This is a genomic window from Algoriphagus machipongonensis, from assembly GCF_000166275.1.
GTDB lineage: Bacteria > Bacteroidota > Bacteroidia > Cytophagales > Cyclobacteriaceae > Algoriphagus > Algoriphagus machipongonensis.
On record NZ_CM001023.1, the window covers coordinates 2,330,018 to 2,354,863 of the forward strand.

At 37.7% G+C, this 24,846-nt stretch carries 19 protein-coding genes; 7 read left to right on the forward strand and 12 right to left on the reverse strand.

Annotated elements, in window-relative coordinates; all coding sequences use genetic code 11:
* Positions 1-258 precede the first annotated feature (258 nt).
* Entirely contained in the window at positions 259-837 is a 579-nt protein-coding gene (locus tag ALPR1_RS09810; protein ID WP_008200330.1) for a hypothetical protein, read from the forward strand.
* Positions 838-1,292: 455 nt separating this feature from the next.
* Complete coding sequence (locus tag ALPR1_RS09815; protein WP_008200331.1) at positions 1,293-1,874, forward strand: hypothetical protein; 582 nt, start codon at positions 1,293-1,295, stop codon at positions 1,872-1,874.
* A 50-nt stretch (positions 1,875-1,924) separates the two neighbouring features.
* Here ALPR1_RS09815 and ALPR1_RS09820 read toward each other — a convergent pair whose 3' ends face one another.
* Both ALPR1_RS09820 and ALPR1_RS09825 read right to left on the reverse strand, forming a co-directional pair.
* Entirely contained in the window at positions 1,925-3,157 is a 1,233-nt protein-coding gene (locus ALPR1_RS09820; protein WP_008200333.1) for an ADP-ribosylglycohydrolase family protein, read from the reverse strand.
* Positions 3,150-4,118: a phosphotransferase gene (locus ALPR1_RS09825; protein WP_008200334.1), complete on the reverse strand. Its 969-nt coding sequence runs from the start codon at positions 4,116-4,118 to the stop codon at positions 3,150-3,152. Before ALPR1_RS09825 ends, ALPR1_RS09820 begins: the two co-directional genes overlap by 8 nt.
* 175 nt (positions 4,119-4,293) lie before the next feature.
* On the opposite strand from ALPR1_RS09825, the gene ALPR1_RS09830 reads away from it, so the two are divergent.
* From ALPR1_RS09830 to ALPR1_RS09840, 3 genes are all read left to right on the forward strand, one after another.
* The gene (locus ALPR1_RS09830; RefSeq protein WP_008200335.1) at positions 4,294-5,451 is read left to right on the forward strand and encodes an acyl-CoA dehydrogenase family protein; all 1,158 of its coding nucleotides are present in this window, start codon (positions 4,294-4,296) and stop codon (positions 5,449-5,451) included.
* Positions 5,452-5,526: 75 nt separating this feature from the next.
* The gene (locus ALPR1_RS09835) at positions 5,527-7,218 is read left to right on the forward strand and encodes an AMP-binding protein (protein ID WP_008200336.1); all 1,692 of its coding nucleotides are present in this window, start codon (positions 5,527-5,529) and stop codon (positions 7,216-7,218) included.
* A 76-nt stretch (positions 7,219-7,294) separates the two neighbouring features.
* Positions 7,295-7,735, forward strand: coding sequence for a hypothetical protein (locus ALPR1_RS09840; RefSeq protein WP_008200337.1), 441 nt, complete (start codon positions 7,295-7,297; stop codon positions 7,733-7,735).
* Positions 7,736-7,774: 39 nt separating this feature from the next.
* Here the strand turns inward: ALPR1_RS09840 and ALPR1_RS09845 are convergent, their stop codons facing one another.
* From ALPR1_RS09845 to uxaC, 5 genes are all read right to left on the reverse strand, one after another.
* Positions 7,775-8,707: a UDP-glucuronic acid decarboxylase family protein gene (locus ALPR1_RS09845; RefSeq protein WP_008200338.1), complete on the reverse strand. Its 933-nt coding sequence runs from the start codon at positions 8,705-8,707 to the stop codon at positions 7,775-7,777.
* Positions 8,708-8,786: 79 nt separating this feature from the next.
* Positions 8,787-9,356, reverse strand: coding sequence for a sugar O-acetyltransferase (locus tag ALPR1_RS09850; RefSeq protein WP_008200339.1), 570 nt, complete (start codon positions 9,354-9,356; stop codon positions 8,787-8,789).
* Complete coding sequence (gene uxuA / locus ALPR1_RS09855; RefSeq protein ID WP_008200340.1) at positions 9,353-10,528, reverse strand: mannonate dehydratase; 1,176 nt, start codon at positions 10,526-10,528, stop codon at positions 9,353-9,355. The genes ALPR1_RS09850 and uxuA overlap by 4 nt, the downstream gene beginning before the upstream one ends.
* A gap of 65 nt (positions 10,529-10,593) precedes the next feature.
* On the reverse strand, positions 10,594-11,409 hold the full coding sequence (locus ALPR1_RS09860) for an SDR family oxidoreductase (RefSeq protein ID WP_008200341.1): 816 nt from the start codon (positions 11,407-11,409) through the stop codon (positions 10,594-10,596).
* A 1-nt stretch (position 11,410) separates the two neighbouring features.
* Positions 11,411-12,853: a glucuronate isomerase gene (uxaC, locus tag ALPR1_RS09865; RefSeq protein ID WP_008200342.1), complete on the reverse strand. Its 1,443-nt coding sequence runs from the start codon at positions 12,851-12,853 to the stop codon at positions 11,411-11,413.
* 173 nt (positions 12,854-13,026) lie between these two features.
* On the opposite strand from uxaC, the gene ALPR1_RS09870 reads away from it, so the two are divergent.
* Complete coding sequence (locus tag ALPR1_RS09870; protein WP_008200343.1) at positions 13,027-14,049, forward strand: LacI family DNA-binding transcriptional regulator; 1,023 nt, start codon at positions 13,027-13,029, stop codon at positions 14,047-14,049.
* Between the two features lie 71 nt (positions 14,050-14,120).
* Here the strand turns inward: ALPR1_RS09870 and ALPR1_RS09875 are convergent, their stop codons facing one another.
* The 4 genes from ALPR1_RS09875 to ALPR1_RS09890 form a co-directional block, all read right to left on the reverse strand.
* On the reverse strand, positions 14,121-15,791 hold the full coding sequence (locus tag ALPR1_RS09875; protein ID WP_008200344.1) for a RagB/SusD family nutrient uptake outer membrane protein: 1,671 nt from the start codon (positions 15,789-15,791) through the stop codon (positions 14,121-14,123).
* A gap of 6 nt (positions 15,792-15,797) precedes the next feature.
* Positions 15,798-18,815 carry a SusC/RagA family TonB-linked outer membrane protein gene (locus ALPR1_RS09880; protein WP_008200345.1) on the reverse strand — a complete coding sequence of 1,006 codons (3,018 nt, stop codon included), beginning with the start codon at positions 18,813-18,815 and terminating at the stop codon, positions 15,798-15,800.
* 379 nt (positions 18,816-19,194) lie between these two features.
* Positions 19,195-20,541 carry a Gfo/Idh/MocA family protein gene (locus ALPR1_RS09885; protein WP_008200347.1) on the reverse strand — a complete coding sequence of 449 codons (1,347 nt, stop codon included), beginning with the start codon at positions 20,539-20,541 and terminating at the stop codon, positions 19,195-19,197.
* Positions 20,542-20,554: 13 nt separating this feature from the next.
* Positions 20,555-21,940: a 3-keto-disaccharide hydrolase gene (locus ALPR1_RS09890; protein ID WP_008200349.1), complete on the reverse strand. Its 1,386-nt coding sequence runs from the start codon at positions 21,938-21,940 to the stop codon at positions 20,555-20,557.
* Positions 21,941-22,109: 169 nt separating this feature from the next.
* On the opposite strand from ALPR1_RS09890, the gene ALPR1_RS09895 reads away from it, so the two are divergent.
* Positions 22,110-23,273, forward strand: a complete 1,164-nt coding sequence (locus ALPR1_RS09895) for a THUMP domain-containing class I SAM-dependent RNA methyltransferase (protein WP_008200350.1) — start codon at positions 22,110-22,112, stop codon at positions 23,271-23,273.
* A 52-nt stretch (positions 23,274-23,325) separates the two neighbouring features.
* Here the strand turns inward: ALPR1_RS09895 and ALPR1_RS09900 are convergent, their stop codons facing one another.
* Complete coding sequence (locus ALPR1_RS09900) at positions 23,326-24,837, reverse strand: DUF4301 family protein (RefSeq protein ID WP_008200352.1); 1,512 nt, start codon at positions 24,835-24,837, stop codon at positions 23,326-23,328.
* Between the last annotated feature and the right edge of the window lie 9 nt (positions 24,838-24,846).

A 24,846-nucleotide genomic window follows, 5' to 3' on the forward strand; every position in this document is an offset into this window, starting at 1 on the left:
TAATTAGATGAAAAAAAACTTTAAATAATTTTAATTAAATAACATATAATCAATGTATTGTGATTAATTTAATTATGTTCGGTACTATGACAATCGAACGAATTTTTTTATGGTTTTGGGACATTTTTTTTCACTTTTTGGGAATATCCCCCTTATCTATAAAATCCGGTCTATTTAAGAAGAATTAGCCTTGATTTATTTATTGGTTTTGGTACGCACTTGGTATTAATAATACTGTATTACTTAAACCAACATATTATGAAAACTTTATTCACACTAGCGATTTGCTGCTCATTATCATTGAGTGCGATTGCTGCAGAGGATCTCAAAGAATTGTCTTCTGTCAACACAATTTTCCAAAAGGTAAAAGTCTCACTTAAAAGTGGAGTGGGAGATGCCAAAATTTTCATCATGGACATGAATGGAAAAAAACTCTGTAAACGCAAAGTCCATGTAGAAGATAGTAATGTAGTGGTTCCTTATGACATGGGACATATGCCCGAAGGTGATTATCTAGTGAAAATCTCCACAGACGATGAAGAAGTAATTTATGAGTTCAATACGAAAGCAAGACCAAAGAAAGCAGAGTCACTTCCTCTAATGGCTTATGGTAAAACGGTTAATGATGCTACGGTCAGTCTATCTGTAATAGGGTTAACAGTTCCTGGAGTAAATGTAAAGATCTTTTCTGCTGAAAACGGGAAGTTGATCTATGAAGAATACATTTCTGAGCCGGAAGCCTTTAAAAAGGATTTTGCATTGAAAGGAGTCCAGTCTGATGATATCTACATGGAAGTCAATGATGCTCAGGGAAGAAAAAGAACTTTGTTTTTTTAATCTAAACATAGATTCGGGTAAAAAGCGTTAGCCAAGTGGCTAACGCTTTTTTTAGGTCCAGACTTTTCACTTTTTACATGGAGATGATTTTAAGAGGATTTGACTCCTAACGAACGACTACTGTACAGTTCCGAACGCCTCGAGTTTTGGCATCCATGGTATTTATCATTCTCTAAACTTTTTTCAACATTAAATTTCCTTAATAAGGACAATAAGATGCAACCTTGAGAATCTGATTTATAGACCTAATCTGTACGGTAGCAATACAATCGAACGATGAGTTGCATTTATTGTGAACACTTTTTATTAATAAATCATGATTTTATCGCAATTATATTTTGATAAATGCTGATAAAAATAATTTTGAAACTGTGAGATTGGTGTTTTAAAAATTTTAAGTTTCCATTTTGGTATGAGGTTGGCAATAAAGAGATCAGAACTTTAAACCAACGAAAATGAAAACTTTACTAACATTAGCAATGGCAAGCGCCATATCTTTTAGCTCATTAGCAGCAAACGATGACCTTAAAGATTTATCAACTGTAAACAGTCACTATCAAAAAATAAGCGTGACTTTAAAAGGTGGGGTGGGTGATGCCAAAATCACAATCCTTAACAATGAGGGAAAGAGCCTTAACAGCAGAAAAGTCCACGTGAAAGAAGATGGATTGGTCGTACCTTATAATATGGGAGAACTTCCGATCGGAGAGTATCAAGTGAAAATTTCTACAGAAGACGAAGAAGTCACTTACAAAGTAGAAACTGCTAACAAACCAATTCCTGTGGAAGAGCTTCCATTGATGGCATATGGCAAAAAGCTGGACAATAATACGGTTAGTTTATCAGTTATTGGATTGACCCAACCTGGAGTAAATGTGAAAATCATGAATTCAAAAAGTGGAAAGGTTATTCATGAAGATAAGGTAAACCAGCCTGAAGCTTTTAAAAAGAATTATTCTTTTAAAAGCATTAAAGCAGAGGATGTATATCTAGAATTAACAGATGCATTGGGAAGAAGCAAAGTAATTTACTTCTAAACTAACTAAACCAACTTGCATCAAAGCCCTGTTCGAAAGAGCAGGGCTTTTTATGTTAGAAGGTGCTGGGTCAATCGATCTGCCAATTTCTCAAGATCTATCCCCAATACCTCTTTGCTTACTTTCAATACTTTTTGTTTAGAATCTGAAGGAAGCTTCTCAAAACCAACATGAGCTCCTAAAATTCCTCCAGCTACGGCAGCTGTCGTATCATTATCTCGACCATAATTCACTAAAAAAACCATCGTTTTTTGAAAGTCAAAATCCGCATAAAGCATAGCTGTCAATACTTGCAGATAAATTTCTCCCGCATGAAACGGCATGTCTTGCTGCCTTTGGTCTAATTCAGAAAAGGCAAATTTTAAGGCCTCGCTATCCGGCGAAAACCTGTTTTCAGTACTATCCAATTGCCAGGCTTTCTGATCTATTGCCAATGAATTAATCAATATCTGTTGAGCGGTTCTTCCAACCAGCCTACTTTGGTAGTATCCTTTTGGATCAATTCTTAAAGCTGCCAAAATATCCTCTTTATTCGCCCCTTTCTTCATTCCTGCGGCAGTCATAGCAGCTGATAATGCCGTTAAATCACGGGCATAGCCGATGTCATAGATGGCTAGTTTATAGGATTCCAAATAGGCTTTTTCTGGATTTCCAGGATAAATAGCTCCAATCGCCGGTGCATATAATAATCCTGCACAGACCATTTCTCCACCATAAAATCTACTAAGAGAATCTGCATAACCATCCACATTTCCAGCGATATAAGGCTGACTGACTTTTGCCCATTCTTGAAGCCAGGTAAATTTGAGCGTGGATTTTTCTATGTCAGATGGATCAATACTTTCGCTATTTTTCAATTCTTGAACGTAGCTGCTGTATTGATTAAAGATAAACTCTGCAAAGTCTTTGGAATCCAAAGAGGTAGGGGATTGGCTCAATAGGTAATTGACGGTAAGTTCTTTCCATCTCGTATCGTCCGTGGTTCCACCTGCAGGTAGGTTTGGGAGCCAAATTCCTTCTGGAGAGACCTCTCGAATCATAGAATCTAAGGTTTCAACAAAACCATATTGTAGGTTGATATCTGCTCTGGCCCACATCTCTGTCGGTGCTCCCATGGCGTCTCCGATGGCTGATCCGACAAGCATACCTAGGATTTTGTCTTTTAACTCATTTTCATTAAGCCCGCTTTCAAGGATGTAATTAGTCTTTTCTTCCTCTATTTTATCAGGTTTAGAACAAGAAAAAATAATTAGAGTCAGTAGAATGAGGGTTAGTTTATTCATCTGTAAGGATTAAATCTACGGCTTTATCCATCAAGTTTTCTTTATAAGACAAAGTCATATTAACTGGTAGTTGCGCAATTCCGATCAATCTACGCAATATTTCCACTCCTTGGTATTGTGACAATAGCCTTGGTGATAGGGGTTGAATATAGTTTTTTAGAAATTCGATTTTCAGACTTTCTGCTTGTTGACCTAGGTCTAAATGCGCAAAAAGAACTCCTATGTCAAACTCAGGATCACCCATAAATCCAAATTCAGGATCTATAATTTTAATACCATCTTTAGTTTGAAGCCAGCTTCCTGGATAGAAATCACCATGTAAAAGGGTGTCCCCTTGTTTTAAATAGCGTTTTCCCAATTCGTCAATTTTTCTTTTTAGACTAGAATTCTTTTTGTATTTCAGACTTAGACTTTGTAAGCCTGATTGAACTGAATCTAAGTCAAATCCATTTTCTTCTAGAAAAGGAAACTGGAAAATATGTTCATGATTTAAAACTTTCATCGCCTGATTATCAGGGAAATTTTTTGGCTCAAGCTCATGAAGCGAATTGAGATAGTCTGTAAAAATTTGCATATCCTGTATGCCTATTTTCAATCTACCTTCATAAATCCCTAAAAAATCACTTCCTTTCCCTAAATCCTGAGTGATCAACAAGTGTTGGTCGGGAAGAAAAGAAATCACTTGAGGAGAGAGTTTCTTAAGTGTAATATTGTTTTTTAAGCTTTGATAGAATGCATGTTCTATTTCTATTCTTTCTACAGGAGCTGCAATCTGGGGGAATTTCCGTACGTAGTTTTTGGATTGTTTGATGATTACAGAACGTCGGTTTGTTTGAACTCTCAATACCACGTTCATATTACTTTCACCTGCTGGCTCCACTTTTTGAATCTCCTCACCATTAGCCCAAATAGGGAGTTTTGAAATCTCTTTTAAGCTGCTGGTTAATTCAAGGTTGATCATGCGTTTCTCTATCTTTTAATTAGTTGAAAATACTAACGTAATCTAACATGGCATTAGATTATTGAATCTTTCAGGAAAAAAGAATGAAAAAGGAATACTGCTTTGATTTAAATTACTTATTTAAGGCAATCAAAAATCCTTATTTTTATAAGAAGTAAACACCAATAAACCAGCTATGTTTGGATTACCCAGAACCCTATATACAGAAGAACATGAACTTTTCCGTCAAAGTGTACGGGATTTTATTGCAAAAGAAGTAAGCCCATACAATAAAGAATGGGAGCAGAATAAAATGGTTTCCCGAGAATCTTGGAAGAAATTTGGAGAGAATGGTTTTTTAGGAATACAGGCTCCAGAATCACTTGGTGGCATGAATATCCAGGATTTTAGATTTAATGCCATACTTATTGAGGAATTGGGACTGAGTGGATGTTCGGGGCCAGCTATAGGATACCCTTTACACAGTGATATCGTGATGCCTTATATTTTGCATTATGGGACAGAAAGTGCTCAATCAAAATACATCCCTAAAATGGTTTCGGGAGACTTTATAGGGGCAATAGCCATGACTGAACCAGGAGCAGGGTCAGATTTGCAGGGTATATTGACTAGTGCTGTAGATCAAGGCGATCATTACCTTGTCAATGGTACAAAGACCTTTATTACGAATGGATACCTTTCTGATGTAGTGGTAGTAGCAGTGAAAACTGATCCCAATAAAGGGGCAAAAGGAATAAGTCTTCTTATCATAGACAAGGATATGAAAGGTTTTACTAGAGGAAAGCCTTTTCAGAAAGTTGGCCTTCATGCGCAAGATACCTGCGAATTGTTTTTTGAGGATGTTATAGTTCCAAAAGAGAACCTCCTTGGAAATGAAGGTGAGGGATTTAAATATTTGATGACTGAACTAGCTCAAGAGCGTTTGGTAGTCTCTCTTGCTGCAGTGGCATTAGGAGAATATATGCTAGAGGCTACCGTAGATTACGTGAAAACCAGAAAGGCATTTAAGAAATCTCTTTCTGAATTTCAGAATACGAGATTTAAACTAGCTGAAATGACGGCTGCATTGGAGCAAGGAAGAATTTATTGTGATCACCTGGTCCAGCTACATAATCAGGGCTTATTAGATTCAGCTATGGCTTCAGCGGCCAAATATAATATGACTGAGCTTCAATGTAAGGTAGCAGATGAATGTGTCCAGTTGCATGGAGGTTATGGTTATATGTGGGACTATGGTGTGGCAAGAGCTTATGCAGATGCCCGAGTTCAGCGTATTTATGCAGGCACAAACGAGATTATGAAAGAGCTTATTGCAAGAAAAATATTGAAATAGACGACTGTAATCGTTGTCCAATCCCTAGAAATTTTAGTAATTCAGAAAAAAAACAATCACCCAAAATATAGTGAGATGCAAGATTTTCCATGGTTTAAATTTTATCCAAAGTCAGTTGACAAAGTTGTCAACTGTGATGCCTATGGTAGTGTTTCTGAACTTTTTGAAGAATCTGTCAAAAAATACGGAGATAGTACAGCCTATGAATGCATGGGTAAGACGCTCTCATTTAATGAATTAGATAAGCTTTCATCTCATTTTGCAAATTATCTCATACATGTATTGAAACTAGAGCAGGGTTCAAGAGTAGCCCTTCAGATGCCAAATACTCTGCAATATCCAGTGGCCATGTTTGGTGCACTTCGAGCTGGAATGATTGTAGTAAATACTAATCCTCTTTATACTTCTGCAGAAATGAAGCATCAATTCAATGATGCCGGAGCAGATGTCATCGTCATTGTAGCAAATTTTGCTCATAATCTAGAAAAGATTAGAGAGGAGATTTCAGCGAAAAGAATTATCATCACCGAACTAGGTGATTTATTGGGTTTTTTGAAAGGGACGATCGTAAACTTGGTTGTAAAACATGTCAAAAAGATGGTTCCAAGCTATTCACTTCCCGGAGCAGACACTTTTAAATCTGCACTGGAGCAGGGAGCCGAGTACGAATTTCATGCACCCAAAATCAAGAAGAGTGATACTGCCTTTTTACAATATACTGGAGGTACAACTGGTGTTTCAAAAGGTGCAGAACTTAGCCATGGAAATATCATTGCGAACATGCAACAGATTTCAGAATGGATGAAACCGAGTTTAAAAGAGAGAGAAGAGGTAGTAATTACGGCATTGCCACTCTATCATATTTTTGCACTGACAGTTAACTGTCTATCAATGTTGAAAATTGGGGCTCATAATGTATTGATTACCAATCCGCGTGATATGCCCGCATTTTGCAAGGACCTTTCCAAACACAAGTTTTCAGTTTTCACAGGTGTAAATACCTTATTCAATGGTTTATTAAATCAGGAATCTTTTAAGAATCTGGATTTTTCTCATTTGAAAATTGCTGTTGGAGGAGGTATGGCAGTTCAAAAGTCTACCGCTGAAAAATGGAAAAAAGTTACTGGAACTCCTCTTGCTGAAGGTTATGGTCTTACGGAAACATCACCCGTGGCTTCCTGTAATCCAATTGATGGGACAGAGAGAAATGGGACGATAGGAATTCCACTTCCCAATACCGAAATGTGTGTCATGGATGATGAGGGCAATATGTTAGACATCGGCGAGAGAGGAGAGATTTGCATCAAAGGCCCCCAAGTAATGATTGGATATTGGAATAGGCCTAAGGAAACTGCAGAAGTCATGCGTGGAGAATGGTTTAAATCTGGAGATATCGGGATAATGGATGAGGATGGATTTTTCAAGATTGTAGATCGGAAAAAGGAAATGATTTTGGTTTCTGGTTTCAATGTTTATCCAAACGAAATTGAAGATGTCATTGCATCCTGTGAAGGTGTTTTAGAGGTAGGTGTTATAGGTATGCCAGATCCAAAGTCCACTGAGAAAGTAGTGGCATACGTAGTCCCAAAAGGAGATTCTTTATCGGAAGATAAAGTGATTGCACATTGTCATGAATCGCTGACTAACTATAAAATCCCAAAAGAAGTCTATTTTACTGATGAGCTACCAAAATCGAATGTTGGGAAAATTTTAAGGAGGAAAATCAAAGAGGCGCATATGGAAAAGATTGGAGCCAAAACAAAATAATGTTCATTTTGGCAAATCACAATTGTTGCATTTATTGGCAATAGTTCGTTTGGGTTTAAATCAAACCTCCTTTCTTATGAAAAAACTGCTGTTTTTTTGCTCTTTAATGATGTTCTTCTCTTGTGATAAGGAAAAATCAGAGGAAAATTTTATTGTTGGTGACTGGACTTTGGTGGAGATTTATAATCCTTGGACTGGAACTTCAAGTAGTGAGAATCTAAGTGATTTCTTTCAGACCTACCAGTTTATGTCAGATGGAACATTTAAAAAGACAAGAAAGTCAGAAGGAGAGGAATTAAAAGAAGCAACAGGAGTTTATACTTTGGAAGATGTGCCATTATATAGTTCAAGTGATGCAAAACTTTTCATCTATTTAACTTTTACTGCCGGTGATGATATTTATAATAACTGTGGAGATCCAGACGAGGAACTGTTAACACTAAGGTTTAGTAATAAGCTAAGTAATTTTTCCGCGACTCCATGTGATGGGGCAGGATATACCTTTGAAAAGGACTAAAATCAAAAAGCCATCCTATTAGGATGGCTTTTTGATATCTTAAATAATTCCTTCGAAGTATTCTATGGTTTTGGTTAAACCATCCTTCAAGGCGATTTTTGGTTCCCAATCCAACTCCTTTTTTGCTAGATCAATTACCGGTTTCCTTTGCAATGGGTCATCTTGAGGAAGAGACATAAATACTAATTTACTCTTACTGTTAGTTAGTTCAATAATCAATTGAGCCAACTCAAGCATCGTAAACTCACCAGGGTTTCCAATATTGACAGGTCCAGTAAAACCATCTCGGCTATTCATCAATCGATACATACCTTCTATGTTATCATCAACATAGCAGAAAGACCTGGTTTGCTTCCCATCACCATAGATCGTGATGTCCTCATTTTTTAAAGCTTGTACAATAAAATTTGATACCACTCGACCATCATTGGGATGCATTCTAGGCCCGTAGGTGTTAAATATGCGCATCACCTTAATAGGGACTTGATGTTGCCTATAGTAATCAAAAAACAAAGTTTCTGCACATCGTTTTCCTTCATCATAACAGGCTCTTGGTCCCAAGGTATTTACATTACCTCTGTACGATTCTGGTTGAGGGTGAATTTCAGGATCTCCGTAAATTTCTGATGTACTTGCTTGAAGGATCTTGATTTTTAGCCTTTTAGCGAGCCCTAACATATTCATGGCACCAATTACAGAAGTTTTGGTGGTTTGAACTGGGTCAAACTGGTAGTGAATTGGAGAGGCAGGGCAGGCAAGATTGTATATTTCATCTACTTCCACATAAAGAGGATGAGTTACATCATGCCTTAGTAATTCAAAATTCTTGTTGTCAAGAAGGTGATGAATGTTTCTTCGATTTCCTGTGAAAAAGTTGTCAACACATAAAACCTCATTTCCTTCTTTTAAAAGGCGGTCACAAAGATGGCTTCCGAGGAATCCGCCACCACCGCTTACTAAAACTCTTTTCATGGATTTAATTCAGTATAAAAACTATGGGTTCAAAAATAAGCAAATGTTTTTCATTTGAAACCCTGATTTTAATTAAGCTTTATTCTTTTGCTTCTTTGGGAGCGTCTTTGATGTATTTTGCAGGATTCCCACCGACAATTACATCTGCTGGTACATCTTTGGTGACCACTGAACCTGCTGCAATAATGGATCGATCTCCAATGGTTACTCCGGGGCAAATTACCGAACTTCCTCCAATCCACACATCTGAACCTATAGTAATGGGTTTTCCAAATTCCCATAATTCTCCTCGTGACTTAGCATCAGTCGGGTGTGAGGCGGCATAAAACTGAACGTTAGGAGCTATCAATACCCGATCACCAATTTTGACAGGAGTGACATCTAAAACAACACAATTGAAATTAAAGAAACAATCATCCCCAACTTCAATGTTGTAGCCATAGTCACAAAAAAATGGCGGTTCAATCCAAACATTTTTCCCAGACTTTCCCAGTAACTCTTTTACTAAATTCGCTCTTAAAAAAGTTTCCTCTGGCTCTGAATCGTTCAATTGTTTGAGAAGTTTTCGGGCATGCATCCTTTCGGCCATCAATTCTGGATCTGCGGCCAGATACCATTTACCCGATATCATCTTCTCTTTATGGGTCATTTTTGTTTTTTATAAAGTAAAGCTGCTTCTACTCCACGAATTTCAGCCAGTCCTTTTAATCTTCCGATGGCTGAATATCCTGCATTGGTTTTCTTTTTAAGATCATCAAGCATTTGATGCCCGTGATCCGGTCGCATAGGAAGCGATTTCCCTCTTTGTTCCTGGACTTTTAAAATCTCATCAATTACAGCTACCATATCTACATTTCCATCCAAATGGTTGTCTTCAAAGAAATCACCATTCTCTTTTCGACGAGTACTTCTCAAATGTATGAAGTGGATATGTTTTCCAAATTCTGCAACCATGGCAGGAAGATCATTATCTGCTCTTACCCCATAGGAGCCTGTACAAAATGTCAACCCATTATAAGGGCTTGGTTGATCTGTAATTAATCTTCTTGCATCTGAAGCAACAGAAACTACTCTAGGTAATCCAAATAATGGAAACGGAGGATCGTCTGGGTGAATCGCTAAATAAACTTCATTTTCTTCAGCGACTGGAACGATTGCGTCAAGAAATAACTTTAAATGCTCTGCAAGCTTTTCAGCATTAATTCCTTCATAGGTTAAAAGCATTTCCTTGAATTCTTCAAGTGTATATCCTATCTCTGAACCTGGAAGACCTTTTAAAATGTTGTCAATAATCAATTGATGTTTTTCAGGACTTAGGCCTTCATAATATGCTTTTATTTCCTGAAGCTCAGAAGTTGAGTAGTCTGCCTCTGCACCTTCTCTCTTAAGTATAAATAAATCAAAAGCTTGAACAGCCTTTTTTTCATAAAGTAATGCTTTGGCGCCGTTCGGAAGTGTATGGAATAAATCTGTTCGGGTCCAATCCAATATCGGCATAAAATTATAGCAAACCGTTTTGATTCTAGCCTTAGCTAAATTTCTAATACTTTGCTTATAATTTTCAATGAGCTCTTGATAATTGCCTGTTCGGGTTTTGATTTTTTCATGAACAGGAATAGACTCTACGACAGACCAAGTCAAACCTGCTTGTTCGACGGTTGCTTTTCTCTTTAGGATTTCTTCAGAAGTCCATACTTCACCATTGGGAATGTGGTGAAGAGCAGTTACAATGCCCGTGGCTCCAGCTTGTAAAATATCCTGAAGACTAACTGGGTCATTTGGACCATACCAACGCATGGTTTGTTCCATTTTATAGGTCATAATTTTGAGTTTACAGGGTTTTATTGCTTTTATCTAAGTTAGCTTATTCTGGATGATTGATAAAACTATACTCCTGAATATGCGCTGAATCCACCATCTACAGGGATGATTGTTCCGGTTACAAATTGAGATGCATCACTGCAGAGCCATTGCAAAGAACCCAAAAGATCTTCAGGCTTTCCAAACCTATTCATTGGTGTATGACTCTTGATTTGATTACCTCTTTGAGTTAAACTTCCATCTGATTCAGTAAGCAGGGTACGATTTTGTTCCGTAAGAAAAAATCCAGGAGCAATGGCATTCACACGAAATTCGGGTCCATGTTTAGCGCTCAATTCTACTGCTAAGAATTTGGTGAAATTGTCTATTGCAGCTTTGGCAGAGGCATAACCTAAAACTCGAGTCATAGGTCTACTGGCCGCCATTGAGCTGATATTTAAGATATTCCCCTTATTATTTTTGAGCATCAAAGGAAGTAAAATTTTAGTCGGTAAGACTGTTCCCAGATAATTAAGGTCCACAACGTTCTTTAGAGATTTTGTGTCTAAGTCTAAGAAAGTTTGATTGGGAGTGATTACTGCTCCAGGCATATTACCACCAGCAGCATTGATCAAAATATCTATGTATTCATGGTCAGATTCGATTTTTGAAGCTACTTCTTGCAGCCCTTCTTCATCCGTTACATCTGCGTAGTAGCCCCAGGCATCTCGTCCTGTTGCATTTATTTCATCTACTAATTGATCAACCTTTGCCTGGGTTCTTCCAATAATGATCAATTGAGCTCCTTCCTGAGCTAAATGCAAGGCCATTGTTTTTCCTAGTACACCTGTTGCTCCTGAAAAAGCTATTTTCTTCCCTTCAATGGAAAATAATGTGCTCATATTATACGATTATGTTTTTTGGGTCAAAGTCAAAGTAATTTTTAGCGTTATAATAGCAAATGTCCTGAATGATTTTTCCAAGCCATGCTTCATCCCAAGGTAGTTCTCCATTTTTTACATCATTTCCGAAAAGATTACATAAAATCCTTCTGAAATATTCATGTCTTGGGAAAGATAGGAAGCTTCTTGAGTCAGTCAACATTCCAATAAAACAGGAAACTAAGCCCATATTGGATAGTGTGTTGATCTGTCTCTCCATACCATCCTTCTGATCTAAATACCACCAGCCAGATCCAAACTGAACCTTACCTTTGATGCCTCCACCATTGTAATTACCGATCATTGTGGCGAAAACTTCATTATCCCTTGGATTAAGATTGTATAATACCGTTTTACTCAACTGGTCAGAGGACTCCAACTTATTTAGATATTTAGAAAGGGCAGAAGCTTGATCAAAATCTCCAATAGAGTCGTATCCTGTATCTGGACCTAACACAGACAACATTCGTTCGTTGGTGTTTCGAAGTGCTCCTAAATGAAATTGCTGAACCCAACCTTTGCTATGGTACATTTTGGAAAGCTCTACCAATACTTTGAATTTAAAGAATTCGGCCATTTCCTTCGTTAAAGTGTTACCATACCTAAGGTCATGGATCAATACATCCATGTTATATGGTTCGCCTTCAAAATAATAAAGTTGTTCCAAGCCATGATCAGAAACTCTACATCCTCGATCGTGGAAATAATTTACTCTTATCTGTAGTGCTTGAATTAATTCTTCAAAATTTGCAATTCCTTGACCATTTGCTAATTCCCCAAGTTCCGCAAGGTATTTACCATAGGCCTTTGGGTCTTCAACCGCATAGGCTTTATCTGGTCTGAAAGCAGGGTACATTTGAAGATCATTTTCTTTTTTGCTAAATGAAACATGTTCATTTAAAGTGTCAGTGGGAGAATCAGTTGAACAGACAACTTCCACGTTCATTTTATTCAATAAGGAACAAGTGCTAAAATCCGATCCTTGCAACATTTCTGATGTTTGGTTAAAAATAGCAGAAGCATTTTTGGACGTAAGCAGTTCATCAATTCCAAAATAGCGCTGAAGTTCTAAGTGAGTCCAATGAAAAAGTGGGTTTCTTAAAGTATAAGGAACGGTATCCGCCCATTTTTGGAATTTCTCCTCATCACTGGCATCGCCTGTGATATATTTTTCTGGAACTCCCAAGGTCCGCATGGCTCTCCATTTATAGTGATCACCAGCTAACCAGATTTTTGAAATGTTTTCAAAGTTTTTATCAGAGTTTATCTCATTAGGAGGGAGATGGTTATGATAATCTATGATGGGTAAACCCTTGGCGTATGTATGATAAAGGTGCTGTGAATACTTGTTCTCTAAAAGAAAATCCTCTGCAATAAATGCCTGTTTTTTGTCCAAAGTTTGCATATGGTTTTTTGAATTTCATCTGCTATTAACTGAAAGCAATTTACCCTGATTTCACCCTTTTTAATTATTTAAATACGAAAACGTTTTCGAAATTATATGAGCGGAATGATTATTAGTAAAAGAACCTTCGTATTTTCAATTCCCAATTTATTAAACCCAAAATTTGACAGACCATGGCCTCAGGAATTAGTCTGAAAGAATTAGCAGCTCAACTTAATTTAGCGCCTTCAACAGTATCGAGGGCTTTAAATGATAGCTATGAAATAAGCGATAAGACAAAGGAGAAAGTGTTGAAAATGGCTGAAAAGTTAAATTATCAACCCAATCCTTTTGCGCGAAGTCTCAGGGAAAATAAGAGTAATGCTATCGCTGTTATAATGCCTGAGCGGATCAATGCTTTTTTCGCTCATTTTATAGATGGTCTTGAGTCTATTACACAGGACCATGGGTATCATTTATTAGTTTATAGCACACATGAGGACTTGGAGAAAGAAAAGAAAATTGTCAACCTACTTCTCAATGGTAGAGCGGACGCAGTCATCATGTCTGTTTCAAGTCAAACGAGTGATATTTCCCATTTGAAAATGCTTCATGAAAGGGGGCTTCCTATATTATTTTTTGATAGAGTGTGTAGTGAAATTCCTACGACGAAATATATCACGAATGATTATCAAGTCTCATATGAAGCAACCAAGCATTTAATCCAACAAGGTTGTAAAAAACCTGCATTTTTAATGTTGTCTGAAGGGATTTCTATCACTAAAGAAAGGCATAGGGGGTTTTTAGCTGCATTAAAAGAAGCAGGTATCTCAACAGAGCCACATTTAAACAAGGTTTGTTTTCAAGATGAATCTGAGAATGTTAAAGTAATTGAAGAGCTTTTATCATCAGAAGCACCGCCTGATGGGATTTTAGCTTCTGTTGAAAAATTAGCCATTGCTAGTTATATGGCTGCTAAAAATCTAGAACTGAAAATCCCAAAGGATTTGAAAGTGATTAGTTTCTCTAACATGAGAATTGCAGGGCTATTAAACCCGTCACTATCCACGATTTCCCAGCCAGCTTTTGAAATGGGAGAGGAGTGTGGCCGGCTTTTGATGAAGAAATTAACAAGGCCTAAACAACCTGATTTCCCGGATGAGTTAGTGGTTTTACCCTCAAAGCTTACGATAAGAGCTTCTACGATGGTGGAGTAACCATTTATTAAAATAAAAAAAGCTGTTCCGAAAATTTTCGGAACAGCTTTTCTGTTTATGTGGCTATTTAATTAATAGCCTGGATTCTGAGGGAATGCGCTAGCATTTCCTTCTGCCCGGTCAATTTGATTTTGAGGGATTGGTCTCAATGTATGGAAATCCTGAATGTTAGGCGCTCCTTGAGGATTATAGAGTTTCACTCTTTCCACTAAGATTCCCCATCTTTTCAGATCCAACCAGCGTGTCTGTTCCCCGATCAATTCTCTAGCTCTTTCTTCAGTAATCAACTCAAAAGTTACATCTGATGCTGAGATTTCCATTTCCGCTTCTTTTCCAGGGAAGGCAGCTCTTCTTCTTACCATGTTAAGGTTTTCCGCAGCTAGATCCATTTTTCCTTGACGGAATTGAGATTCTGCAAGTAAAAGATAAGTGTCAGCTAATCTCATTGCGATGTAGTCTCTACCACCTTCAAATTGTGTACGGTCAGCTCTTCCTGGATCCATATGCTTTCTTAAAGCTGGAAACAAGCGCTCTGTATAAAGCTCAGGCGTCAAGACCTGATAAGGATATTGGGCTCTTTCTGCTTCTGACATATTATACCCTGGTAACCACATGGTGGTATCGCCTTGAGCGAAAGTCACTGTCTCTTTTGACTTGTCAAAAGTGGTATTATAAGTCCCTGGTCTATTGGATAAGAAGGCATCACGATATGACTTTTTGTATCTTGAGTCATTCTCTCTTTCTGCAAAAATCACGTCTAAAGTATAATTAGTCGGTCTATACCTCTTAAATGGTCTACCGTTTTCCGTATCTCTAATCATTCCTGGCTGCACATCATACTCCATTAAGAAGAATACGTGCGCGTTATTACCGCCACCATTGGTCAACGGATCTCTAGTGTATTGAACAGAATAAATTACTTCATCATTGATTTCATTTCCAAATGCATAAACATCCGCAAAATCGGGAAGTAAGATTAAGCCATAATTATCAATGACACTTTGTAATAATGGCTCAGCATTAGCAAAATCAGAACTTTCAGCAGCTTCTGATGTGCCTTTAGTTAAATATACTCTGCCTAATAAATGTTCAGCTGCTGGTCTGGTAGCACGTCCGTAATCTGAAGATTTTGCCTTCGCTTCCAAGTTTGGAATAGCTTCTTGCAAATCCTGAATAATTGCTGAATACACTGTAGCTACCGTTGCTCTGGTTACTTCTTTTGTAGGAACCTCTGTTTCAGAAAGCTGCAAATCAACTCCGCCAAACAACTGAACTAAAATAAAGTAATGATGTGCTCTGATAAACTTCGCTTCTGCAATCCTTTGTTTGAGAACATCTTCAGAAACTCCAGTCACATTTACTGATCTATCGATTACTGCGTTACAGGTATTGATTCCTCGGTAAAACTCATCCCATAACTCACGCACATGACCATTTTGAGAGTCAAATTGATTGGTGTAGGTATTCATGAATTTCCAGCCACCATCTGCTCCATTGGTATAAATGTCCGTACCGAATATGGTGAAATTATTGCCTCTTTCAGTTCCGTACCAAGCTCTCATCGTGCTATAAGCAGCGTTGATTCCATCATTAAGTCCTTTTGGTGTATTTAAGTAATCGTTACCGATTTGGGAAACGACATCTTCTTCCAGAAATCCATCACAGGAAATCATAGTAGAAAATCCTATTACCAGGGCTGTTGCTTTCGCCCATTTATTCATTTTTATAGCTAAATTTTTCATTTCTATTTAGAATTTTGCATTAATACCAAATGTAAAAGAAGTGACTGCAGGAGAGACGTTTGCATTTACTGCTCCGCCACCAACTCCTTGCTCCCCATCTATAAACACTTCAGGGTCAATTCCTTTGTGCTCAGATCTGTAGTTTGCAAAAATGAAAGGTTGCTGAATACTTGTGTATAATCTTAGGCTGGTGAAACCAATTTTATTGATTACCTCAGGCGCGAAATTGTAGCCGAAATTGATGTTTCTTACTTTAATAAAAGTACCATCAAAGTATTCCATAGAGCTTGCGTATTTAGCTCTTTCCTGATTCACATTTGGCCTTGGGTAATCATTAGTCGGATTATTAGGAGTCCAATAGTTAACGTCTAGGTTGTTGTATCTACCTGCTAGCGTATTGTTTCCAGTATGGAATTGAGACCTGATCATTGAACCAAACCTTCCAAATAAGAAGAAGGATAGGTCAAAACCTTTGTAAGAAAATCTATTTGTAAAGCCTAAAGCAAAATCAGGAACTGCAGATCCAAGGAATTGTCTATCATCTGAGTTAATTACTCCATCATTGTTTAGGTCTTCTATTTTGATTTCTCCAGGTACACTACCATAAGAAGTAGCTTCATCTAATTCGTCCAATTGCCAGATTCCAATCTTTTTCAAATCATAGAATATTGTCAATGGTTGACCGATAAATCTACCTGCAGAGATGTCGTCACCATTTGGAAGTGAAATGATCTCTTCTTTGTTTTTTGTGAAAATCAGATCCGAAGTCCAAGTGAAATCACCTTTTTCTATGTTAAGCGTAGAAAGGGTCAATTCGATACCTCTGTTTTGAGTCTCTCCAATGTTAGTGGTGAATCCACCAAATCCAATGGAATTAGGAAGTGGTTGAGGAGCTAATAAATCAGATGTATTTGTGATATAATATTCTAAAGAACCAAATACTCTATTTTGCCATAAAGCAAAATCTAAGCCCACATTGAAAGTTGTAGAAGTTTCCCATCTTAAATCTGGGTTACCAATCGTACTTGGTCTATAACCGTAGGCTGGAGAATTGTCAAATGCATAGGAAGTTCTTCCTAAAAGCGCCTGAGTTTGGTATGGGTTGATTGCTTGGTTACCAATTGATCCATAAGAAACTCTAAATTTCAATTGATCAACATTCGTTGAATTTTGCATGAAGCCTTCGGAATGAATATTCCATCCTAATGCTACTGAAGGGAAGTAACCAAATCGATTATTTTCACCAAACCTTGAACTACCATCCGCTCTCAATGTAGCTGTTAACAAGAATTTGTTTTTGTAATCATAGTTAACTCTACCCATGAATGACATCAATGCCCATTCTCTCAAATTAGTATTTGCTCCTGTAATTTGAGAGGCATCCCCTAAACGGTGATAAAATTGAGATTCTGCTGGAATACCTAAAACACTAACTGTAGTCTGTTCATATCTATCTTTCTGGATAGACTGCAATGCTGTAATGTTCAGATTATGCTTTTCATTGAAAGACTTATTGAAAGTCAGGATATTTTCCAGAGTATAATTAAAGGTGAATTCATCATTTACACTACCAGTGGCATCACCACCACGTCTTGCGTTCGTTTGAGAACCTGTAAACCTACCATTTCTACTAATGGTGATATCAGGACCAAAAACCAATCTATAGGTTAAGCCGGGTATAATCTCATAATTGGCAAAAATACTATTGAAAATCCTGTAGTTTTTGGTCAGATCTTCCTGCGCTCCTTCAACAATTTCCGCAAACGGGTTGGTTCTTAATCCATCAGAAGTAGGTAGGAAGATTAAGTTTCCATCCTCATCGTAGGGCTTTCCAAGTGGATTTTCTGCAAGGGCTCCTCCGAGCGGATTGAAATTTTCTCCATTTCTTTCACTGAATGAAACCAAGGTAGAGGTGCCGAATTTTATTTTCTTATTAATCTGATGATCAATATTAGCTCTGAAAGTATATCGAGTATAATCTTGGTTTTTGATAACACCTTTATCATTAAAGTAGTTAGCAGAAACAAAGAAAGTAGTTTTTTCTGAACCACCACTTACACTTACCTGATGACTTTGAATAGCTCCTTTTCTTAAAAGTCCTCCGACATAATCAGTGCTTCTTCCCTGTGCAATACCCTCAAGCTCAACTGGTTCAAATAGTGATTCATCTGCTGCAGGTGTAGCTGGTCCATCTGGATATTCCCCACTTGTTCTACGAGATTCTCTTTTATATTCGGCAAACTCAGGTCCGTTGAAAACATCAATCTTTCCAAGCTCTTGATTCACTCCATAATAAGAGTCCACAGAAACGATTGTTTTTCCTCTAGTACCTCTTTTTGTGGTAATTAATACTACACCGTTTGATCCTCTAGAACCATAAATAGCTGTAGCTGATGCATCCTTTAGAACTTCCATAGAAGTAATATCCTGTGGGTTGATGTCATTTAATCCACCGACAACAGGAATTCCATCAATTACATAAAGTGGTTCGTTGGAAGCGTTGAAAGACCTTCTACCTCTAATTCTAACCTGTGGTGCAGAACCCGGTTTAGATCCAGGTTGAGTAACATCCACACCAGCTGCTCTACCTTGTAAAGCTTGTCTGGCATCTGTGATAGGTAATTCCTGAATTTCCTTTGAGCCAACTGATGAAATAGCTCCAGTCAATTGACTTTTTTTGGCAGTACCATATCCTACCACGACTACTTCATCCAATTCTGAAAGATCTGGGTTTAGTGTAACGTCGATTACACTTCTACTTCCAACAGATTCTTCTAATGGAGTATATCCTATAAAGGAAAATACCAAAGTTTCGGTTGAGGAAGCATTAATAGAGTAATTTCCATCCAGATCAGTGGTTGTTCCTCTAGTGGTGCCTTTGACTAATATAGTCACTCCTGGAAGGGGGAAGCCTGACTCATCATTGACAGTTCCCGTTACTTGTGAATCTTGTGCAAAAGTGGGTGAGACTCCACTTAAGAGCAAAAGAAGTACACATAAATACGTGTAAATTTTGGGTTTCATAATTTTTGAGGTTTGTGTTATAAAAATTGTTGTTTGTCTTGCCGCCCATCTTTTATGAGTGGTAAATAGGTTAGAAATACGATCATTATCTGTGATAATTTGATATAATCTGTTCAAATTAAATAGTATATCCATAGGAACTAAAATTTTTTACGCAATCGATTGCGTCAAAATATTATATTGGAAATAAAACCCAGTGTAATTGAATATACTTTATTTAAAAGTTTAGGTTTTTGATTTTTTTTCAAAAAAATGGCGAAAAATAATGTAATTTTTCAGTGGAGTACTTAATTAAAAAAATCATTTAACTCCCATAAATTCTAAAAAAAAATACCTGTTACGTTTTAGATAACAGGTATTCTATTTAGTTCTAAATATATTACAAGGAAGGAGGTTCCCAGCCTTTTTCATATTCTCTAGCCCAAAGTGCTTTTGCCTTAGTGGAGTTTTGTATATGTCCATTTTTGGGGTCGCAAACTAATGACTCTCCTGTTCTATAAGAGATGTTTGCCAAGTGACAAAGTAAAGTACTTACTGCACCTTCTTCTATAGTTGAGTTTTGTTCCTCATTTCCTCGGATAGCTTCAAAGAAATTAGAAACGTGGATCGTACTCATATCACCGCCTCCACCAAGCTGAGTTCCGCCTTCATTATTGGATGCAAGGTTCTCTTTGATAAGTTTACCTGATCTGTCAAAATGTTTATAGCCACCTCTATTTACAAAAACAGACCCTTCAGAGCCGTAGATGACTGTTCCACGATCGCTTCCATAAGTACTGTATCCATTTCGACTTTTTCCATCCCACTGAATCACGGAACCATTTTCAAATTGATAGGTTGATTCCAGTGTGTCATACATGGTCCATCCATCATCTTCGAAATGAAATTTACCTCCCACAGTTGAGACTTTTACTGGATAATCTACTTGTAGTGCCCACCTGGCTACATCCAATTCATGGGTCGCATTATTACCTGTTTCGGCAGTACCATAATCCCATCCGTACCAATGCCAATTATAATCCCATGTGTTGTCTGTATATTCTCTTCTTGGTGCAGGACCTTGAAATAATTCCCAATCAAGTCCTTCTGGTGGTGCAGCTGGTGTAGGATTTACCACTCTTCCTCTGGCATTGCTGTAAAAAGCTTTTGCCATATTGACCTTTCCAATGGCTCCTCCATGGATAGCTTTGATGATTTCAATACTTTCAGGAGCTGAGCGCTGCTGATTACCCATTTGGATGATATTGCCATATTTCTTTTGAATGGCGATTAATATTTCACCTTCCTTAGGGTTATGGCTACATGGTTTCTCTACATAAACGTGTTTACCTCTTTCGGAAGCTAGCCAAGTTCCAGGAGCATGCCAGTGATCTGGAGTGGCATTGATTAATACATCTACCTCTTTATCCTCCAGTACTTTCATAATATTCCCTTCCAATTTAGGTTTGTAATCAATCCTTTTGGAAAAGTTATTGGCAGCTCTTGTCATTTGTGACTCCATGACATCGCAGAGGTACATTAAATTTACATTGTTTTTGGCAAGGCTTATAGGCTCGTAATAAGCACCAAGTCTTCTGCCTAATCCTGCAATCGCAACATTTAATCTTTCATTAGAGCCAAGAATATTTCCGTAACTTTTTGCAGAAAAACCCAGACTTCCCATAGCTGAGAAGCCTAAAGTGGCAGCAGCTGACTTCTTTATAAATTCCCTTCTGTTTTTCTTCATCGTATTTTGGGCTTTATTTAAGTGACTTTAATTTAATGTTTTTGAAACTAACTCTGTTTCCATGATCCTGTAAAAGGATATGTCCTTGCTCAGCTTCGCCAAAATTCGGCCAGATTTTATACTTGCTATTTGCAACTAGTTCTCTAAACTCTTCAGATCCACGGTCATATTCCAAAACTTTAAGTCCATTTAGATAATGAGTAACATGATTATTTGGCTCTACTACTACACGGCCTTTGTTCCATTCTCCAATTGGATTTATAAATCTTCCTTGTTTTTGAGCAGTAATTAGATCATAAAGACTGGAAAGAGTTCTATTTCCTTCTTTTCCCATTTTGGCATCAGGATGCTTCTCATCATCTAAAATTTGGTATTCCAAACCAATTGCCGATCCTTTGTTTCCTTCAGATAAAGTCACGAAATACTTTAATCCACTATTAGCTCCTTCTGTAAGTCTAAATTCAAAGCCTAAATCGAAAGCAGAAAACTCTTCCTTGGTCACGATATCTCCGGCATTGGTAGATTCCCCACCGTCAGATTCAGCAATTGTCAAAATCCCATCATTGACCGACCAGCCAAAATCAGGAAACTCGTCTTTGTAAGCACCCTTCCATCCTTCAGAGTTTTGGCCATTAAATAGCAATTTCCATCCTGTGTTTTTTTCGTAGTCTGTCAATTCATTGAGTCTATTATTCACAACGTAAATAGATGAGCTGAAAGGCTTAGGGTCCAAATTAGTAGTCTTGATCTTTACATTTTTGAAATAAGTCTTATTGCCTTCGTCCTCTGGATTTCGAATGCTATGTACTTGTAGTCCCACGAATCCTTTGCTATCCATATCATCCACCACATAAGCAACTTCTTGTCCATTTAGCCAAGTTTTGATCTCATCTCCAATCACTTCTATTCTATAATGATTAAATTCTCCCATTTTAAAAGCAGTTTTCGCTGCTGGGTTTAGGTCCAAGGGGTATAACCATCCTCTGCGAGCTTCATCATAAATACCTGCCGACCATGCTCTTTCGCTTGGGTCAGCTTCTACCTGATATCCATAAACCAATCCATTTCCATCTCTAGCCGCAGGGTCGAATTGCCCACGGGCCATAATTCCAGAGTTACTTGTAAGGTTTTCTACTTTTAAGTCTAGCTCTAAAATGTAGTCTCCATATGTTTCTTCAGTAATTAAGAAGGTGTTTGGAGAGCCAGCAACTGCAGAACCTACAATTACTCCATCGACCACTTCAAAGTTGGCTGTCCCTGCTACAGCTTTCCATCCGCTGAGGTCTTTGCCGTTAAATAGGTCTACCCATCCATCATCGGACTTTTGAGCTCCATTGGAGCAACTTATAAACAGTATTCCTGAGAAAAGAAAAAGGAATAATTTCGAAAACATTTTCATAAAATTGGTTTTTAGTATTAAGTAAAAATCCTGATTTAAGGCTGTTCACACAACTAGGATTTGATTGAATTTACGCAAACGTTTTCGAGTTTAAAGCCTAAAAATCGATGAAAGAGTAATCTAGCATTTGAATGGAAAAAGAATCGGTCGAACTTTCTTACTTTTGCGCATGATTGATTTTGACCAACGAGGAAAAGTATTTATTACATGTAAGGATCGCTTTGTATCCTACCTGGAAGCAGAAGTGAGAGAACTGGGCTTTGTCCCAGATGAAGTTACCCGAACAGGGATAGAATTACAGGCAAGTATGGAAGAATGCATGGACCTCAATCTTCACTTGAGAACTGCGTCTCAAGTACTTTTCGAGATCAAATCTTTTTATCTCCAGCATGCAGATGATATTTATAGAAGAGTGAAGGCTATTCCTTGGGAGGAGTATTTAGATGTGGATGGTTATTTTTCTGTCAGCTCAGTGGTGGATAATGAAAGTATTAATAACCCCATGTTTGTGAACGTTCGGGTAAAAGATGCGATTGTAGACAGGTTTAGAGAAAAATCAGGAAGAAGACCAGATTCTGGTTCCGATTATCAAGGTCTCGTTTTTCAATTATACTGGAAAGGAACAAGAGCGGCTATGTACATCAATACTTCTGGAGATACGATTGGAAAACATGGATACCGGAAAATCCCAGGTAAAGCACCTATGTTAGAGTCTTTGGCTGCAGCTTCCATTTTCGCAACCGAATGGAACACTAGAGTTCCATTTATTAACCCAATGTGTGGATCAGGTACTTTAGCGATTGAAGCCGCTATGTTGGCTACTAAAAGATACCCAGGTTTGTACAGGGATAATTACTCCTTTCAATATATTCTTGGCTATCAAGAAGAAGCCTTTTTGGCTAAGAAGAGAAAGCTTGAAAATAAAATCAAAGAAATTCCAGAGCTCAAGATTATTGCCTCGGATTTATCCTTACAGGCCATTGCTTTTGCAAAAGAAAATGCAATCAATGCAGGTGTAGATCATATGATCGAGTTTCAGGTTTGCGACTTTGCTGAAACAGAAATTCCTGAAAGGCCTAGAGGGGTAGTAATTTTTAACCCAGAATATGGGCAAAGGTTAGGGGAGACGGATGAGTTGGTTGAGACCTATAAACGATTGGGAGATTTTATGAAACAAAAATGCCCAGGCTATAGAGGTTATATTTTTACAGGAAATATGGAGTTGGCAAAAAAGGTAGGTTTACGAGCCAGTAGAAGGATTGAATTTTGGAATGGTACCATTGATTGTCGCTTGCTAAAATACGACCTGTACGAAGGAAAAAAAGAAGATTAAAAAGAGCAGAAGAATTAAGCATTTTAAATGCTTAATTCTTCTGCTTCAGATACTATTGATGTTCGTCTCTTAACAAATCATTCACAGTTTTCACTGGATTGAAAGTAATTAGAGGAACTTCCACAAATAAAGTGTTCCAACCTGCCATGGCTCCATTCCAAAGGCCTGGCAATTCCAGTGCTTTTAAGTCTTTGCCACTTTTGGATTTTTCTGTAATGAAGCCAGTCATCATATCCCGGAACTCCAAAAGGTCAAAGTCCTTACCTTCAAAATCTTTGGTTCCACAGACTAGATCTACAGGGTTGAAGTGAGTGGAACTTTTAAAGACCTCTTGAGTGTCTGAATCACTCAGGTCTATTTGGGCAGTTTCAGCAATTTGCAAGGAAAGAGAACCGTCAGACTCTTGCACCCAAAAAGGACCGCCTCCTGGTTCCCCGGTGTTTTTCACCATTCCACAAACCCGTATAGGTCGATTTAATTTCTCCTGTAAAGCAGTTGCTTTATCCTCATGGGATTTGGACTCGTATCCATCCGGTAGTTTTGCTCCTAAATGGTAAGTAAGTACATGTTCTGCATGCATGATGGAGGAATCTGTAACTTCAGATTTTAACCTATTCAAGGCTTCAAAAACATGTTCCTGAATTTCTAAAAGGAGTCCACCGATAGCCATTTTATAGTTTTTGGTTTCTTCCTTTAGACGGTCGGGAACTACGTTGTCTATATTTTTGATAAAGATTAAATCGGCGGAAATGTCGTTTAGGTTTTCTAGTAAAGCCCCGTGACCTGCTGGTCTGAACAAGATAGAATCATCATCTTCCAAAAATGGGCTGTTATCCATATTGACAGCAATGGTGTCTGTTGCCTTTTTTTGTTGTGAATAACTTATGTCGAATTTGACTTCGTATTCCTTTTCAAGTTTGGGAACGATGGAAGCTATTTCAGTTTTGAATTTCGATTCATGCTCAGGGGAGACCGTAAAATGAATTTTAACAATATTGCCTTTTCCTACAGCATACTGTATTCCTTCAATTAAATGTTCATAGGCTGGAGTTCTTCTTTCCTCTGGGTAGCTATGAAACCTCAGCAAGCCTTTTGGGAGGCTTCCATAACCTAATCCATCTTCCAAAAGCAAGGCAGCTAGGATTCCTTTATAATCTCTAGAATCCAATTTGTGATTAATACTACTTCCTTGTGCCTTTAGAACCTCATTTAAGTCATCATAAAAGGCGAATTTTTCAATCTTGTCCATGAATTTCTGAACAAAAGGAGATTTGCTGAGGTCTCCATCTCCTTCAAGGAAGGCAAAAAGGTCCTTAAACATTCGTGAGGCAGCCCCACTCGCTGGAACGAATTTCACTACTTCAATTTGTGAAGTTTTTTCTGGGTAGGATTTTTGAAAGTGAGCAAGTTCCTTGTCACTCAATACTTTAATTCCATTTTTAGGAGTAGCAGCTGCTACAATTTTTAAAAAAGGAAAGCCGTTTTCGAAATGGTTTATTTGTTGTTTGACTAGCTCAGGGTTCATTCCCTGCGATAAAATTTTAGATTCTAAGCCTGTATCCATGCTTTCTTG

What these genes read in the sequence shown, in the direction of transcription:
- ALPR1_RS09815 (WP_008200331.1), top strand. Translation starts at nt 1,293, where the DNA reads ATGAAAACTTTACTAACATTAGCAATGGCAAGCGCCATATCTTTTAGC.
- uxaC (WP_008200342.1), bottom strand. Translation starts at nt 12,853, where the DNA reads ATGCAAACTTTGGACAAAAAACAGGCATTTATTGCAGAGGATTTTCTT.
- ALPR1_RS09850 (WP_008200339.1), bottom strand. Translation starts at nt 9,356, where the DNA reads ATGACCCATAAAGAGAAGATGATATCGGGTAAATGGTATCTGGCCGCA.
- ALPR1_RS09900 (WP_008200352.1), bottom strand. Translation starts at nt 24,837, where the DNA reads ATGGATACAGGCTTAGAATCTAAAATTTTATCGCAGGGAATGAACCCT.
- ALPR1_RS09885 (WP_008200347.1), bottom strand. Translation starts at nt 20,541, where the DNA reads ATGAAGAAAAACAGAAGGGAATTTATAAAGAAGTCAGCTGCTGCCACT.
- ALPR1_RS09810 (WP_008200330.1), top strand. Translation starts at nt 259, where the DNA reads ATGAAAACTTTATTCACACTAGCGATTTGCTGCTCATTATCATTGAGT.
- ALPR1_RS09845 (WP_008200338.1), bottom strand. Translation starts at nt 8,707, where the DNA reads ATGAAAAGAGTTTTAGTAAGCGGTGGTGGCGGATTCCTCGGAAGCCAT.
- ALPR1_RS09830 (WP_008200335.1), top strand. Translation starts at nt 4,294, where the DNA reads ATGTTTGGATTACCCAGAACCCTATATACAGAAGAACATGAACTTTTC.
- ALPR1_RS09820 (WP_008200333.1), bottom strand. Translation starts at nt 3,157, where the DNA reads ATGAATAAACTAACCCTCATTCTACTGACTCTAATTATTTTTTCTTGT.
- uxuA (WP_008200340.1), bottom strand. Translation starts at nt 10,528, where the DNA reads ATGACCTATAAAATGGAACAAACCATGCGTTGGTATGGTCCAAATGAC.
- ALPR1_RS09840 (WP_008200337.1), top strand. Translation starts at nt 7,295, where the DNA reads ATGAAAAAACTGCTGTTTTTTTGCTCTTTAATGATGTTCTTCTCTTGT.
- ALPR1_RS09835 (WP_008200336.1), top strand. Translation starts at nt 5,527, where the DNA reads ATGCAAGATTTTCCATGGTTTAAATTTTATCCAAAGTCAGTTGACAAA.
- ALPR1_RS09860 (WP_008200341.1), bottom strand. Translation starts at nt 11,409, where the DNA reads ATGAGCACATTATTTTCCATTGAAGGGAAGAAAATAGCTTTTTCAGGA.
- ALPR1_RS09875 (WP_008200344.1), bottom strand. Translation starts at nt 15,791, where the DNA reads ATGAAAAATTTAGCTATAAAAATGAATAAATGGGCGAAAGCAACAGCC.
- ALPR1_RS09825 (WP_008200334.1), bottom strand. Translation starts at nt 4,118, where the DNA reads ATGATCAACCTTGAATTAACCAGCAGCTTAAAAGAGATTTCAAAACTC.
- ALPR1_RS09895 (WP_008200350.1), top strand. Translation starts at nt 22,110, where the DNA reads ATGATTGATTTTGACCAACGAGGAAAAGTATTTATTACATGTAAGGAT.
- ALPR1_RS09880 (WP_008200345.1), bottom strand. Translation starts at nt 18,815, where the DNA reads ATGAAACCCAAAATTTACACGTATTTATGTGTACTTCTTTTGCTCTTA.
- ALPR1_RS09890 (WP_008200349.1), bottom strand. Translation starts at nt 21,940, where the DNA reads ATGAAAATGTTTTCGAAATTATTCCTTTTTCTTTTCTCAGGAATACTG.
- ALPR1_RS09870 (WP_008200343.1), top strand. Translation starts at nt 13,027, where the DNA reads ATGGCCTCAGGAATTAGTCTGAAAGAATTAGCAGCTCAACTTAATTTA.